At 56.0% G+C, this 13800-nt stretch carries 14 protein-coding genes; 7 read left to right on the forward strand and 7 right to left on the reverse strand.

Annotated features, from left to right (window positions below; translation table 11 throughout):
• The first annotated feature begins 151 nt into the window (after positions 1–151).
• The gene (locus IM271_RS10130; RefSeq protein ID WP_028014410.1) at positions 152–1192 is read left to right on the forward strand and encodes an aldo/keto reductase; all 1041 of its coding nucleotides are present in this window, start codon (positions 152–154) and stop codon (positions 1190–1192) included.
• A 76-nt stretch (positions 1193–1268) separates the two neighbouring features.
• Here IM271_RS10130 and IM271_RS10135 read toward each other — a convergent pair whose 3' ends face one another.
• Together IM271_RS10135 and IM271_RS10140 are read right to left on the reverse strand one after the other, a co-directional pair.
• The gene (locus IM271_RS10135) at positions 1269–1757 is read right to left on the reverse strand and encodes a TIGR00645 family protein (RefSeq protein WP_003862473.1); all 489 of its coding nucleotides are present in this window, start codon (positions 1755–1757) and stop codon (positions 1269–1271) included.
• A gap of 81 nt (positions 1758–1838) precedes the next feature.
• Positions 1839–2342, reverse strand: a complete 504-nt coding sequence (locus IM271_RS10140) for an ESA_00282 family adhesion-associated protein (protein WP_193052540.1) — start codon at positions 2340–2342, stop codon at positions 1839–1841.
• Positions 2343–2445: 103 nt separating this feature from the next.
• Between IM271_RS10140 and IM271_RS10145 the strand changes: the two genes are divergently transcribed.
• Positions 2446–2850, forward strand: a complete 405-nt coding sequence (locus IM271_RS10145) for a hypothetical protein (protein ID WP_100170865.1) — start codon at positions 2446–2448, stop codon at positions 2848–2850.
• A 1-nt stretch (position 2851) separates the two neighbouring features.
• Entirely contained in the window at positions 2852–3319 is a 468-nt protein-coding gene (locus tag IM271_RS10150; RefSeq protein ID WP_193052541.1) for a cytoplasmic protein, read from the forward strand.
• 28 nt (positions 3320–3347) lie between these two features.
• Here IM271_RS10150 and exbD read toward each other — a convergent pair whose 3' ends face one another.
• Both exbD and exbB read right to left on the reverse strand, forming a co-directional pair.
• Positions 3348–3773, reverse strand: a complete 426-nt coding sequence (gene exbD, locus IM271_RS10155; RefSeq protein ID WP_032643392.1) for a TonB system transport protein ExbD — start codon at positions 3771–3773, stop codon at positions 3348–3350.
• 4 nt (positions 3774–3777) lie between these two features.
• Complete coding sequence (gene exbB / locus IM271_RS10160; RefSeq protein ID WP_193052542.1) at positions 3778–4509, reverse strand: tol-pal system-associated acyl-CoA thioesterase; 732 nt, start codon at positions 4507–4509, stop codon at positions 3778–3780.
• 251 nt (positions 4510–4760) lie between these two features.
• Between exbB and metC the strand changes: the two genes are divergently transcribed.
• Together metC and yghB are read left to right on the forward strand one after the other, a co-directional pair.
• On the forward strand, positions 4761–5948 hold the full coding sequence (gene metC / locus IM271_RS10165) for a cystathionine beta-lyase (RefSeq protein WP_193052543.1): 1188 nt from the start codon (positions 4761–4763) through the stop codon (positions 5946–5948).
• A gap of 143 nt (positions 5949–6091) precedes the next feature.
• Entirely contained in the window at positions 6092–6751 is a 660-nt protein-coding gene (gene yghB / locus IM271_RS10170; RefSeq protein ID WP_028014419.1) for a DedA family general envelope maintenance protein YghB, read from the forward strand.
• A gap of 45 nt (positions 6752–6796) precedes the next feature.
• On the opposite strand, the gene IM271_RS10175 is transcribed toward yghB, so the two are convergent.
• Positions 6797–7696, reverse strand: a complete 900-nt coding sequence (locus IM271_RS10175; RefSeq protein WP_193052544.1) for an AraC family transcriptional regulator — start codon at positions 7694–7696, stop codon at positions 6797–6799.
• 195 nt (positions 7697–7891) lie between these two features.
• Between IM271_RS10175 and yqhD the strand changes: the two genes are divergently transcribed.
• Both yqhD and dkgA read left to right on the forward strand, forming a co-directional pair.
• Positions 7892–9055 carry an alcohol dehydrogenase gene (gene yqhD, locus IM271_RS10180; protein ID WP_193052545.1) on the forward strand — a complete coding sequence of 388 codons (1164 nt, stop codon included), beginning with the start codon at positions 7892–7894 and terminating at the stop codon, positions 9053–9055.
• Positions 9056–9160: 105 nt separating this feature from the next.
• Positions 9161–9988: a 2,5-didehydrogluconate reductase DkgA gene (dkgA, locus tag IM271_RS10185; protein ID WP_021242117.1), complete on the forward strand. Its 828-nt coding sequence runs from the start codon at positions 9161–9163 to the stop codon at positions 9986–9988.
• 80 nt (positions 9989–10068) lie between these two features.
• Here dkgA and IM271_RS10190 read toward each other — a convergent pair whose 3' ends face one another.
• Positions 10069–12240: a YgiQ family radical SAM protein gene (locus tag IM271_RS10190; protein WP_048959528.1), complete on the reverse strand. Its 2172-nt coding sequence runs from the start codon at positions 12238–12240 to the stop codon at positions 10069–10071.
• 131 nt (positions 12241–12371) lie between these two features.
• On the reverse strand, positions 12372–13784 hold the full coding sequence (gene ftsP / locus IM271_RS10195) for a cell division protein FtsP (RefSeq protein ID WP_193052546.1): 1413 nt from the start codon (positions 13782–13784) through the stop codon (positions 12372–12374).
• Positions 13785–13800 lie beyond the last annotated feature (16 nt).

The following is a 13800-nucleotide window of genomic DNA, read 5'->3' on the forward strand; positions in this document are numbered from 1 at the left end:
GGGAAATTATAACCTTTTGTGATTATTTTTAGTTAGCGTGGCTTCACAGGTCGCACAGCCACCGTTAACCCTTATCTTCGCACGACATGATGTGATAAGTTCAGAATGAAAACGACGTTTCAAAAAATCATCTATAAGAAAAGGAGACATCATGTCCTGGTACCCTGACGCTACCCGCTACGAGAATATGCAGTACCGCTACTGTGGCAAGAGCGGCCTGCGCCTGCCCGCGCTGTCGCTGGGCCTGTGGCATAGCTTCGGCCACGTTCAGCCCCTTGACTCCCAGCGCGCGCTGCTGCGTAAAGCCTTCGATCTCGGTATTACCCATTTCGATCTTGCCAACAACTACGGCCCGCCTGCGGGAAGCGCGGAAGAGAACTTTGGCCGCCTGCTGCGTGAGGACTTTGCCCGGTATCGCGACGAGCTGATTATCTCCACTAAAGCCGGTTACGACATGTGGCCAGGCCCGTACGGTTCAGGCGGCTCACGCAAGTATCTGCTCGCCAGTCTCGACCAGAGCCTGAAACGTATGGGCGTCGAATACGTGGATATTTTCTATTCCCACCGCGTGGATGAAAATACGCCAATGGAAGAGACGGCCTCCGCGCTGGCTCATGCTGTTCAGAGTGGGAAAGCGCTGTACGTGGGCATTTCCTCCTACTCTACCGAGCGCACACAAAAAATGGCCGCGCTGCTGCACGAGTGGAAGATCCCGCTGCTGATCCACCAGCCGTCCTATAACCTGCTTAACCGCTGGGTCGATAAAACCGGCTTGCTGGATACGCTGGAAGCAAACGGCACGGGGTGTATTGCCTTTACCCCGCTGGCGCAGGGTCTGCTGACCGGAAAATACCTGAACGGTATTCCGGAAGGTTCTCGTATGCAGCGCGAGGGGAACAAAGTGCGCGGCCTGACGCAGAAAATGCTGACGGAAGCTAACCTGAACAGTCTTCGTCTGCTTAATGAGATGGCGCAGGCGCGCGGGCAGACAATGGCGCAGATGGCGCTGAGCTGGCTGCTGAAAGATGCTCGCGTGACGTCAGTACTGATTGGCGCGAGCCGCCCGGAACAGCTGGAGGAGAACGTTCAGGCGCTGGGTAATCTGCGCTTTACGGAAGATGAACTGACGCGGATTGACCAGCACGTGGCGGACGGGGAACTGAATTTGTGGCAGGCGTCGTCGGATAAATAGTGTGGCTCGATGCTTTCTCCCCTCACCCTAACCCTTTCCCCGGGAGAGGGTTAGGGTGAGGGGAGAAATGTGTACATTATTTCTTACTGATCTTATCCAGATACCCCATCACAAACGCCGACAGCACAAACGTCAGGTGGATAATCACATACCACATCAGCTTATTATCCGGGACGTTTTTCGCGTCCATAAACACGCGTAACAGGTGGATAGAGGAGATTGCCACTATAGATGCCGCAACTTTATTCTTCAGCGACGAGGCGTCCATTTTCCCCAGCCAGCTGAGCTTTTCTTTATGCTCGGCGATATCAAGCTGAGAGACGAAGTTCTCATAACCGGAGAACATCACCATCACCAGTAAGCCGCCCACCAGCGTCATATCCACCAGCGACAGCAGAACCAGAATTAAATCAGCTTCCGCCACGGAGAAAATGTTAGGCAATACGTGGAAAATCTCCTGGAAGAACTTGATCGTCAGGGCGACCAGCGCCAGGGAAAGACCGAAATAGACGGGTGCGAGCAGCCAGCGAGAGGCATACATTGCGTTTTCAAAGAAGCGTTCCATAAAATCCTGTCTGCAAACGAAACCAGCGCTCAGTATATCTCAACGGCGCTGACTGTTTGCAAGAACTAACCAGTACGCCACTCAGACGTCGTCCGGGTTAACCTCAGGACGCGCATACTCCGGCCAGACCAGCGCCACCAGCTCCGGGTAGGCTTCCAGGCTAAACTCGCGAAAACACTGGCGAAGGTTTAATACGTCCAGGTCGGAATACGAGACCTTCTCACCGTTAAGACAGCGCTTTTTGATGTTGTCGTAATATTTATAAACCGCTGAATTCAGATCGCTACAGCGACGCTGCGCCTCAAACAGACCGGGCGTGTCATTAATTTCCGACATTTTCATGCGCTTAATTGTCGCGTGTAAGAAGTCGATATATTCATGATTCACCCGCCAGTACCAGACAGGCGTAACGGAGTTCATCAAAACAGAGAAATGATCTTCTCCTTCCTCTTTTGTCATCAGTTCAGGTTGTGGCGGTTCACTGGTGTCTTTCGACACTTTCGTTTTATTGAACTCCTGCATCAATAAAAGCACACCAGCGGTCAGTAATAGTAATGTGATGACCGTAAAAAAGATGCTGTTCATGGGTTGGCTCCATTTTTTTTGATTTTAAAATTGCCTCATGATATTGTCAACGAATCTCACGCCTTTACCAACCCCACCCTGTTGAAATTAAAGGAAATTAAAAATGCTGCCCGACTATCTCGTCCCGGCTAAGTACCACATTACGCCTGTGGAACAGCAACCGACGGAAGAAGAAAAAAAGGCCAGTTTCACTCAGGGGAAAAGAAAGCTCTCTGATTTCGAGCCTGATATATTAATTGGCGTTTCTCACACTGGCAAATCCCGTAATATGCTGCTGGAAGAGCACGATCGCCATATAAAAGACCGCTTATTTCGCGCTATAAAAATTGAAGCCTTCGTCCACCTGCTGAATGACCTGCAGGCAGAAGGCGAAATAGATGCCCAGAAACTAAGTCAAATAATGGCTGAAAAAACGAAAGAAATAAATGAGGCCGGCAATGAAATTTGGCTTAATCTAATTACACGAGAAACAAACAACCCTATTTTTTATACCCTGGGGGAAGATTAACGTGAAAGAAGTTAAAGACAATAACGTTTATTTGACTTTAGATGATAAAAAAAGTGATGAATTTATCTTAAAGCAAAATATCGAGGCGCTAAGAAATGCAAAAAATGCCGAGATGACGCGTATTACACAAGACCTGGTATCGATCCCGGCAACGCTGGTGCGTCTGAAATGGCAGAATCGCCGCGAGATTTATCCGTTACAGGTTAAAGAAGAAATTTACGGCGCCGTGATGAACGCCATCATCGAGCAGCTTCCAGAACTGAAAGAGAAACTGCTGGGACGTCTTGAGGCCAACTATCAGTATCTGCTTGCCAGAGAAGTCGCCACCCTGCGCCTGACGCGCAAACTGTCAGCCGGTGAGTACCGTACGTCAAACGTCACCTGCGTTGCGCTCGATGAGGACGCGCTGACCACCACCCCCCTCTACCGCACCGACGGACAGCAAAAACGCATAAACCGACAGGCATAAAAAAAGCCGGCTTTCGCCAGCTTCTTTATCACTTCGAGGCCGCTTTCTCTTCCCCGACCAGCCCAATCTTCAGATAACCCGCCTGATGCAGCGTGTCCATTACCTTCATCATGGTTTCATAGTCGACGGTTTTGTCCGCCCGGAAGAAGACGGTGGTGTCCTTCTTGCCGCCGGTCAGCTGGTCCAGCGCCGGAATAACGGAGGCATCCGTCACAGGGTCGTTCCCCAGGAACATGGATTTATCCGCTTTCACCGACAAATAAATTGGCTTTTCCGGACGCGGCTGCGGCTGGCTGGAGGAGGCAGGCAGATTCACCTTCACGTCGACCGTCGCCAGGGGTGCTGCCACCATGAAGATAATCAGCAGCACCAGCATGACGTCGATAAACGGCGTCACGTTGATTTCGTGCATTTCGCCGTTATCGTCCAGATTTTCGTTTAGACGCATTGCCATACAATCAACCTACGCGCAGTTTAGACGCCGCATGCACCGGCTTCACGGCGCTGGCATTCAGGTCGAGATCGCGGCTTTGCAGCAGCAGAACCTGAGCGGCAACGTCGCCGAGCGTGGCTTTGTAGTTGCCGATCATACGCGCGAAAATGTTGTAGATAACCACCGCCGGAATTGCCGCGACCAGACCGATTGCCGTCGCTAGCAGCGCTTCCGCGATACCCGGGGCCACTACCGCCAGGTTGGTGGTTTGGGTCTGAGCAATGCCGATAAAGCTGTTCATGATGCCCCAGACCGTACCGAAAAGACCGATGAACGGTGAAATCGCGCCGATGGTCGCCAGATACCCATTGCCGCGTCCCATGTGTCGGCCAACGGCCGCAACGCGACGCTCCAGACGGAAACCGGTACGCTCTTTAATACCTTCGTTATCTTCACTGCCGGCGGAGAGTTCCAGCTCGTTCTGAGCTTCATTCACTAACAGGGTGGTCAGGCTTTTCGGGTGGAAGGATGAGGTCATCTCAGAAGCCTGATCCAGAGAGCGGGCTTCTGCCAGCTGCTGCTGTTCCCGCTTGAGGCGACGCTTCTGCGAAAGCAGCTCGGCGCTTTTGCTGAAGAAGATAGCCCAGGTGACAATGGACGCCAGAATCAGGCCGATCATCACAATCTTAACCACGATGTCAGCATGATGATACATGCCCCAAACGGAGAGATCCGTCTGCATCAAATTATTACCCACTCTGTATCTCCAGGACGCAAATCACAAAATCTGAACGTAATAATATCAAAAAGCCGTCGAATTGATAGTCGTTCTCATTAGTATTTACATGGTGCCGTAATTTTCGCTCAGTTTCCTTGCGCTTACGCAGTAAAAATTTCTTATGCGCTTTTTTGCTAATATTTTCTGCTTATTCGATAAGCATGCGGGTGCAGTTTTTTACAATCGTGGTAGTCTGGACGTCCAGACGTATAAAAACAGGGTTAGCGAACATGACGAAGAAGCATCTTGATACCACGCTGGTGCAGGCGGGACGCAGCAAGAAATACACTCAGGGATCGGTCAACAGCGTGATTCAACGCGCCTCCTCGCTGGTGTTTGATACCGTTGAGGAGAAAAAAATCGCCACGCGTAACCGCGCGAAAGGTGGGCTGTTCTACGGTCGCCGCGGAACGCTAACCCATTTTTCGCTGCAGGAAGCGATGTGCGAGCTGGAGGGGGGCGCGGGCTGCGCGTTGTTCCCGTGCGGTGCGGCGGCGGTCGCCAACACCATTCTGGCGTTTGTCGAACAGGGCGACCATATCCTGATGACCAACACCGCCTATGAACCCAGCCAGGATTTCTGCACCAAAATTCTCAGCAAGCTCGGCGTGACCACCAGCTGGTTTGACCCGCTGATTGGTGAAGGCATTGCTGAACTTATCCAGCCAAACACGCGCATTGTGTTCCTGGAATCTCCCGGCTCCATCACCATGGAAGTGCACGACGTTCCGGCTATCGTGAAGGCCGTGCGCAGCAAAGCGCCAGAGGCGATTATCATGATCGACAACACCTGGGCGGCAGGTGTGCTGTTTAAGGCGCTGGAATTCGATATTGATATCTCGATTCAGGCGGCAACGAAATACCTGATTGGGCACTCTGACGGGATGATTGGCACCGCGGTTTCCAACGCGCGCTGCTGGGACCAGCTGCGGGAAAATGCCTACCTGATGGGCCAGATGGTGGATGCAGACACGGCATACATGACCAGCCGGGGCATTCGTACGCTCGGCGTGCGTCTGCGTCAGCATCATGAAAGTAGCCTGACAATCGCTGAATGGCTGGCGCAGCATCCGCAGGTTGAGCGCGTGAACCATCCGGCGCTGCCGGGTAGTAAAGGCCATGAGTTCTGGCAACGTGACTTTACGGGCAGCAGCGGGCTGTTCTCGTTTGTGCTTAAAAAACGGCTGAGTAATGACGAGCTGGAAAGCTATCTGGATAATTTTACCCTCTTCAGCATGGCCTACTCCTGGGGCGGTTTTGAATCTCTGATCCTGCCGAATCAGCCGGAGCAGATCGCGGCTCTGCGCCCCGGCGGAGAAGTGGACTTCAGCGGCACCCTCATTAGATTGCATATCGGTTTAGAAAATGTGGACGATTTAATTGCGGATTTATCTGCAGGCTTTGAACGTATCGTGTAGAGTGCGGGCTGAAAATGTACTCCCCGGACGCTTTTGTGAACACTGCAAGCAGAAAAGTCTGCATGAGTTGCGCCTGCGATCAATCCCGACAGGTGAAATTAGGAGTACAATAGCGTTATCTCTGCTGTTCCACAGGAAAGTCCATGGCTGTTATTCAAGATATTATCGCGGCGCTCTGGCAACATGATTTTGCCGCCCTGGCGGATCCCCACGTTGTAGGCGTCGTCTATTTCGTGATGTTCGCGACGCTGTTTCTGGAAAATGGATTACTGCCAGCCTCGTTTTTACCCGGTGACAGTTTGCTTTTGCTTGCCGGGGCGCTGATCGGCAAAGGCGTCATGGACTTTACGCCAACGATGGTTATCCTTACCTCCGCCGCGAGCCTGGGCTGCTGGCTGAGCTATCTGCAGGGCCGCTGGCTGGGGAACACGCGCGTGGTGAAGGGCTGGCTGGCGCAGTTACCGCATAAATACCACCAGCGTGCGACCTGCATGTTTGACCGCCACGGCCTGCTGGCGCTGCTCGCCGGGCGTTTCCTGGCGTTTGTTCGCACCCTTCTGCCCACCATGGCGGGTATTTCCGGGCTGTCTAACCGCCGCTTCCAGTTCTTCAACTGGCTGAGCGCCCTGCTGTGGGTTGGCGTGGTAACCACCCTCGGCTACGCGCTGAACATGATCCCCTTTGTGAAGCACCATGAAGATCAGGTGATGACCTTCCTGATGATCCTGCCGATATTCCTGCTGGTTGCTGGGCTGGTGGGTACCATTGCGGTGGTGATTAAGAAAAAGTATTGCAGTGCATAAACAAAAGTCGGGTGGCGCTACCGCTTTCCCGGCCTACGTTTCCCCTCAGGCGCCCTGGATCGTTCTTATACGTGACGCATCTTCTCCCGGCGTGACGCCGAAATAGCGCTTAAACTCCCGACTGAACTGCGACGCACTTTCGTAGCCGACGCGCATGGCCGCCGCGCTGGCCTTCATGCCGTCGTGGATCATCAACATCCGTGCCTTATGCAAACGGTAGGTTTTGAGGTACTGCAGCGGCGAGGTGCTGGTCACCGACTTAAAGTTGTGGTGAAACGCCGAAACGCTCATGTTCGCTTCCGCCGCCAGCTGGTCAACGCTGAGGTTCTCCGTGTACTGGCTTTCAATACGCTTGAGCACGCGGCTGATCAGGCTGAAGTGGGTCTGTCGGCTCACCAGCGCAAGTAACGCCCCGCCGCCCGGCCCCAGCAGCACGTGATAAAGAATTTCGCGGATAATCTGCTTGCCGAGAATACGCGCGTCCAGCGGCCTTTCCATGACGTCCAGCAGGCGCTCAATGGCGCAGAGGATCTCTTCCGACAACGTCGCCGAGTTAATCCCGCTGGAGGCCATCGACGGCTGGAAAAGCTTGTCTTCGCCAATCTCCATCAGCAGCTCCTGCAGTTGAAGAATATCGACGTTGACGCGAATACCCGCCAGCGGGACCGACTCTGTCGCGAAGGTTTCACATTCGAAGGGTAAAGGTACCGTCAGGAGCAGATATTCATTGGTGTCGTAGCGGAACACCCGCTCGTTGATATAGCCAATCTTATGGCCTGAAAAGAGAAAAACGATGCCCGGCTGGTACATCACCGGCGTGCGCGTCCCGGGCTGCGTGCCGTAGAGCAGGCGAATGTCCGGCAGCAGGTCGCTAACATTATTTTCTTTATCTATCAGCCTTTTAATCTGCGAGGTAAGCTGAAGGCAGATCGCTTCACGGTTCATTTTACGTTACTCCGGGTACGGTTTCCGACCCTCACAGTCTGCGCATTCTTACGAAGTTTCTCCAGCGCTCTGTAGAAATGGGCAAGACATCGGCAGGAATGTGCATTGAGAGCCTGGCCCCGGACGGCCACAATGAGCAGCATCAGGTAGCCATCAGCGCCACCACGGTTTTTCACCCACTAAAGGGAACGAGCAATGAACAACTTTAATCTTCACACCCCAACCCGCATTCTGTTTGGTAAAGACGCTATCGCCGACCTGCGCGCGCAGATCCCTGCTGACGCCCGCGTGCTGATCACCTACGGTGGCGGCAGCGTGAAAAAAACCGGCGTGCTGGATCAAGTTTACAGCGCTCTGGACGGACTGGACGTGCGTGAGTTCGGCGGCATTGAGCCAAACCCGTCTTACGAAACGCTGATGAACGCGGTGAAAATCGCCCGCGAAGAAAACATCACCTTCCTGCTGGCGGTCGGCGGCGGCTCCGTGCTGGACGGCACTAAATTCATCGCGGCAGCAGCGCACTACGCTGATGGCATCGATCCGTGGCACATCCTGGAAACCCGCGGCAGCGACATTAAAAGCGCGATCCCGATGGGATCCGTATTGACCCTGCCAGCGACGGGTTCTGAATCCAACAAGGGCGCGGTCATCTCCCGTAAAACGACCGGTGATAAGCAGGCCTTCATGAACGAACACGTTCAGCCTGTCTTTGCCATTCTGGATCCGGTTTACACCTACACCCTGCCCGCGCGTCAGGTGGCGAACGGCGTGGTCGACGCCTTTGTACACACCGTCGAGCAGTACGTGACCTACCCTGTTAATGCCAAAATTCAGGATCGCTTCGCGGAAGGCATTCTGCTCACGCTGATTGAAGAAGGCCCGAAAGCGCTGAAAGAGCCGGAAAACTACGACGTGCGTGCCAACGTCATGTGGGCCGCGACGCAGGCGCTGAACGGCCTGATCGGCGCTGGCGTGCCGCAGGACTGGGCAACCCATATGCTGGGCCACGAGCTGACGGCGATGCACGGCCTGGACCACGCCCAGACGCTGGCCGTTGTGCTGCCTGCGCTGTGGAACGAAAAACGGGATACCAAGCGTGCCAAGCTGCTGCAGTACGCCGAGCGCGTGTGGAACATCACCGAGGGCTCTGACGATGCGCGTATTGATGCCGCCATTGCAGCGACCCGTAACTTCTTTGAAAGCCTGGGCGTGCCAACGCGTCTGTCCGGCTACGGCCTGGACGGCAGCTCCATCCCTGCCCTGCTGGCAAAACTTGAAGAGCACGGCATGACCCAGCTGGGCGAGCACGGCGACATTACGCTGGACGTCAGCCGTCGGATCTACGAAGCGGCACGCTAAGCGTTTTTGGCATCCTGACTTTCGTTTTTTGACATTTCGTCCAGACTTAATGCACACCCCATCGCCGGAGTCCCCCTCCGGCGATGCGCACCTGAAGGAGGAAAAATGGCAAACCAAACCGTAATCAAGCTGCAGGACGGCAACGTGATGCCCCAGCTGGGGCTAGGTGTATGGAAAGCCGGTAACGACGAGGTCGTCTCCGCCATTCATAAAGCACTCGAAGTCGGCTATCGGTCGATTGATACCGCCGCCGCGTACAAAAACGAGGACGGCGTGGGGACCGCGCTGGCCAGCGCCGGCGTCCCCCGCGATGAGCTGTTCATCACCACTAAACTGTGGAACGACGATCAAAAGCGCCCCCGCGAAGCATTGCAGGAGAGCCTGGAGAAACTCCAGCTTGATTTCGTCGATCTGTACCTGATGCACTGGCCGGTTCCGGCCATCGACCATTACGTTGACGCCTGGAAAGGGATGATTGAACTGCAGAAAGAGGGGCTGGTGAAAAGCATCGGCGTCTGTAATTTCCAGGTGCATCACCTGCAGCGCCTGATTGACGAAACGGGCGTCGCTCCGGTGATTAACCAGATCGAGCTGCACCCGCTGCTGCAGCAGCGCCAGCTTCACGCCTGGAACGCCACCCACAAGATCCAGACCGAGTCCTGGAGCCCGCTGGCGCAGGGCGGTGAAGGCGTGTTCGACCAGAAAATTATCCGCGACCTGGCGGATAAATACGGCAAAACCCCGGCGCAGATCGTCATTCGCTGGCATCTGGACAACGGCCTGGTGGTGATCCCGAAATCGGTCACGCCGTCGCGCATTGCCGAGAACTTCGACGTCTGGGATTTCCGACTGGACAAAGACGAGCTGGGTGAAATTGCGAAGCTGGATAAAGGTAAGCGGCTTGGGCCGGACCCGGATCAGTTTGGCGGGTAATCGCGTTAAAACGCCGGGTGGCGGCTTCGCCTTACCCGACCTACAAAAAACCCCGGCAAGCCGGGGTTTTCTTTTACGCTTTACGCTTTACGCTTCACAGGTTTCTTCACACTGGAATTACCGTTCGAACGCTGATGCACAATCGGCGTATGTTTGGTCAGCGCCGGGCGCGTATTGCGGTTCTGGCGACGCGCTTCGCGCATCTCATCCAGCGTAGGAGCCGGAACCAGGCAGTCGCGGCGCGAGCCAATAAGGTGTTTTTTACCCATCTCTTCCAGCGCCTGGCGGATCAGCGGCCAGTTTTTCGGGTCGTGGTAACGCAGCAGCGCCTTATGCAGACGACGCTGTTTATCCCCTTTCGGCACCACCACCTCTTCACTCTTGTAGCCAATCTTACTCAACGGGTTTTTGCCGGTGTAATACATGGTCGTCGAGTTGGCGAGCGGTGAAGGATAGAAGTTCTGCACCTGATCCAGACGGAAGCGACGCTGCTTCAGCCACAGCGCCAGGTTCACCATGTCTTCATCGCGCGTGCCAGGATGCGCGGAGATGAAGTACGGGATCAAATACTGCTCTTTGCCCGCCTGCTTCGAGTAGGTGTCGAACAGCTGCTTAAAGCGATCGTAGCTGCCCATGCCCGGCTTCATCATCTTCGACAGCGGGCCTTCTTCGGTGTGCTCCGGCGCAATCTTCAGATAACCGCCGACGTGGTGCGTCGCCAGCTCTTTGATATAGCGAGGATCTTCCACGGCGATGTCGTAACGCACCCCGGAGGCGATGAGGATCTTTTTGATGCCCTTCAGGTCGCGCGCGCGGCGGTAGAGGTTGATCGTCGGCTCGTGGTTAGTATCCATGTGCTCGCAAATGCTCGGGTAGACACAGGAGAGACGACGGCAGGTCTGCTCCGCGCGCGGCGACTTGCAGCGCAGCATATACATGTTCGCGGTTGGGCCGCCGAGATCGGAGATCACGCCGGTAAAGCCCGGCACCGTGTCGCGAATGGCTTCGATCTCATTGATGATCGAATCCTCAGAGCGGCTCTGGATAATACGGCCTTCGTGTTCGGTAATGGAGCAGAAGGAGCAGCCGCCGAAGCAGCCGCGCATGATGTTGATCGAGAAGCGGATCATCTCATACGCCGGGATACGGGCGTTGCCGTACGCCGGGTGTGGCACGCGCTTGTACGGCAGCGCAAAGACGCTGTCCATCTCTTCAGTGGAGAGCGGGATCGCCGGTGGGTTGATCCAGATGAAGCGCTCGCCGTGCTTCTGCATTAGCGCGCGGGCGCAGCCCGGGTTGGTTTCATGGTGCAGAATACGGGACGCGTGCGCGTAGAGCACCTTGTCGGCTTTCACCTTCTCGTAGGACGGCAGCAGCACGTATGTCTTTTCCCACGGCTTCGGGCGCGGCGGCTGCACAACGATAGCCTTCGCTTCCGCTTTCTTCGGCTCAACCGGCTTGTTATCGGCACACGGCAGATCTTCACCGTACGGGTGCGGGATCGGGTCGATTTTGCCCGGCATATCAATAATGCGGGAATCCACCCCGCTCCAGCCCGGCAGCGCTTCTTTCACCATGATCGCAGTATTGCGCACGTCGCGGATGCTGCTCACCGGCTCGCCCTGCGACAGACGGTGCGCCACTTCCACCAGCGGACGCTCGCCGTTACCGTAAATCAGCATGTCGGCCTTGGAGTCCACCAGCACCGAGCGGCGCACGGTATCTGACCAGTAGTCGTAGTGCGCGGTGCGGCGCAGGCTCGCCTCGATGCCGCCGAGGATCACCGGCACGTCTTTCCAGGCTTCTTTGCAGCGCTGGGTATAAACCAGGGTCGCGCGGTCCGGACGTTTGCCCGCCACGTTATCCGGCGTGTAGGCGTCGTCATGACGCAGCTTGCGGTCGGCAGTATAGCGGTTGATCATCGAGTCCATGTTGCCAGCGGTCACGCCGAAGAACAGGTTTGGTTTTCCCAGACGCATGAAGTCGTCTTTGCTGTTCCAGTCGGGCTGGGAGATGATCCCCACGCGGAAGCCCTGCGCTTCGAGCATACGGCCACAGATGGCCATGCCGAAGCTCGGGTGGTCAACGTAGGCATCGCCCGTGACCAGAATGATATCGCAGCTGTCCCAGCCCAGTTGGTCCATCTCTTCCCGGGACATCGGCAGGAACGGCGCCGGTCCAAAGCAGGCCGCCCAGTACTGGGGCCAGGAGAAGAGGTCACGATCCGGCTGGATCAGGGAAATTGCGCTCATAGTGCTTCCGAAGAAAAAATAGACAAAAGGGCGGGGATTATACGCTGGAACATTGTGGGAAATGAAGGGGTATTATGCGGGCTGTTGCCCTCACCCCAACCCTCTCCCACAGGGAGAGGGAGAAAAGCACGTTACGGCGCCGGATTCACCAGCATCTGCCCCACGGAACCCCTGTCCATCATCTCCAGCGTCTGGCTGTGGAACAGGAACGGGAAGTGCGGCCACGAAGGCTGACCGTAGTAGACGAGCAGTTCAACCTGGCCGTCCACCCACACGGTATCTTTCCAGCCGCGATCTTCCGGGAACGGCATCGCGCCATTAACGTTGCGGATCAGATATGACACACCTTCAATATGGAACGACTGCGGCATGTCTGACCGGACCGTCCAGCGCTCCCAGGTACCCTGCTGAGCGGTGATATCAATGCGATTTACATCCCACAGCGCGCCGTTGATGCCCGGATCGTCGCCCAGGCTGATATCACGGCTGCGCACCGGCGAGCCGCTCATGATCTCCTGCGGCAGCAGGCGCATCGGCAGGCTATCGGTGACCAGCGGCAGCAGGCCGGTTGGACGCAGAGTAAGCACCAGCGTGGAGACCAGAATGCTCGACGGCTCAAAGAACCCACGAATACGGTCAACGATGCTCGCGGCTTCACCACAGGTGACGGAGACTTCGTCCCCGTTGGTCATATCCACCAGAATTTCACGACGTTCACCCGGCGCCAGCGCAAGCTGTTTAACGGAGACCGGCGCGGGTAAAAAGCCCTGGTCGCCGGAGATCACGTGCAGTGGACGGCCATCGCTCATCTGCAGCTGATAGCGACGCGAGTTAGAGGCGTTGAGCAGGCGCAGGCGCACCCAGCCGCGGGACACTTCCACGTACGGGCTCTGCGCGCCGTTAACCAGCAAGGTATCGCCGACAAAGCCACCGCTGCCCGGCTCGCTGTACTCCGGCGTGCCGAAGTTATCCAGACGTTTGTCCTGAATAATGACCGGGAAATCGTCCACGCCGTAGTGGTTCGGGATCGGCAGAGATTTACTGACCTCATCTTCCACCAGCCACATGCCGGCCAGACCGTTATAGACCTGCTGCGCCGTACGGTTAGGGGTATTGGCGTGATACCACAGGGTTGCCGCACTCTGGCGAATCGGCAGGACGGGCGCCCAGTCGGCGTTGGGGGACATCATTCGCGCCGCGCCGCCAATCAAAGGGCCAGGAACCTGTAAGCCGCTGATGGTCATGGCGACATTTTCAGCCGTACGGTTGCTGTAAATGAGCTTAACGTCATCGCCGTTCCACACGCGGATGGTCGGCCCGAGGTAGCGCCCGTTAATGCCCCACACCGGCGCGCGCGTGCCCTGGGTAAAGGACCAGTGGCTGCGCTGAAGCGTGAGGAAAAGCGGCTGCCCGCGACGGGATTCAATCAACGGCGGAATGGGCAGCGGCTGCTGCTGCCCGGCGGCGCTGGCTGTCAGCGGCATCGCACCCGCACAAAGGGCAATCCCCGAAGCCTGAATAAACTGACGCCGACTGAGTGACATATAAGCTCCATCTGAA

Origin of the sequence: Enterobacter cloacae complex sp. I3 (assembly GCF_014896175.1) — a bacterium.
Classification (GTDB): domain Bacteria; phylum Pseudomonadota; class Gammaproteobacteria; order Enterobacterales; family Enterobacteriaceae; genus Enterobacter; species Enterobacter bugandensis.

What these genes read in the sequence shown, in the direction of transcription:
- IM271_RS10140 (WP_193052540.1), bottom strand. Translation starts at nt 2,342, where the DNA reads ATGAACAGCATCTTTTTTACGGTCATCACATTACTATTACTGACCGCT.
- yqhD (WP_193052545.1), top strand. Translation starts at nt 7,892, where the DNA reads ATGAACAACTTTAATCTTCACACCCCAACCCGCATTCTGTTTGGTAAA.
- yghB (WP_028014419.1), top strand. Translation starts at nt 6,092, where the DNA reads ATGGCTGTTATTCAAGATATTATCGCGGCGCTCTGGCAACATGATTTT.
- ftsP (WP_193052546.1), bottom strand. Translation starts at nt 13,784, where the DNA reads ATGTCACTCAGTCGGCGTCAGTTTATTCAGGCTTCGGGGATTGCCCTT.
- dkgA (WP_021242117.1), top strand. Translation starts at nt 9,161, where the DNA reads ATGGCAAACCAAACCGTAATCAAGCTGCAGGACGGCAACGTGATGCCC.
- IM271_RS10190 (WP_048959528.1), bottom strand. Translation starts at nt 12,240, where the DNA reads ATGAGCGCAATTTCCCTGATCCAGCCGGATCGTGACCTCTTCTCCTGG.
- metC (WP_193052543.1), top strand. Translation starts at nt 4,761, where the DNA reads ATGACGAAGAAGCATCTTGATACCACGCTGGTGCAGGCGGGACGCAGC.
- IM271_RS10175 (WP_193052544.1), bottom strand. Translation starts at nt 7,696, where the DNA reads ATGAACCGTGAAGCGATCTGCCTTCAGCTTACCTCGCAGATTAAAAGG.
- exbD (WP_032643392.1), bottom strand. Translation starts at nt 3,773, where the DNA reads ATGGCAATGCGTCTAAACGAAAATCTGGACGATAACGGCGAAATGCAC.
- IM271_RS10145 (WP_100170865.1), top strand. Translation starts at nt 2,446, where the DNA reads ATGCTGCCCGACTATCTCGTCCCGGCTAAGTACCACATTACGCCTGTG.
- IM271_RS10130 (WP_028014410.1), top strand. Translation starts at nt 152, where the DNA reads ATGTCCTGGTACCCTGACGCTACCCGCTACGAGAATATGCAGTACCGC.
- IM271_RS10135 (WP_003862473.1), bottom strand. Translation starts at nt 1,757, where the DNA reads ATGGAACGCTTCTTTGAAAACGCAATGTATGCCTCTCGCTGGCTGCTC.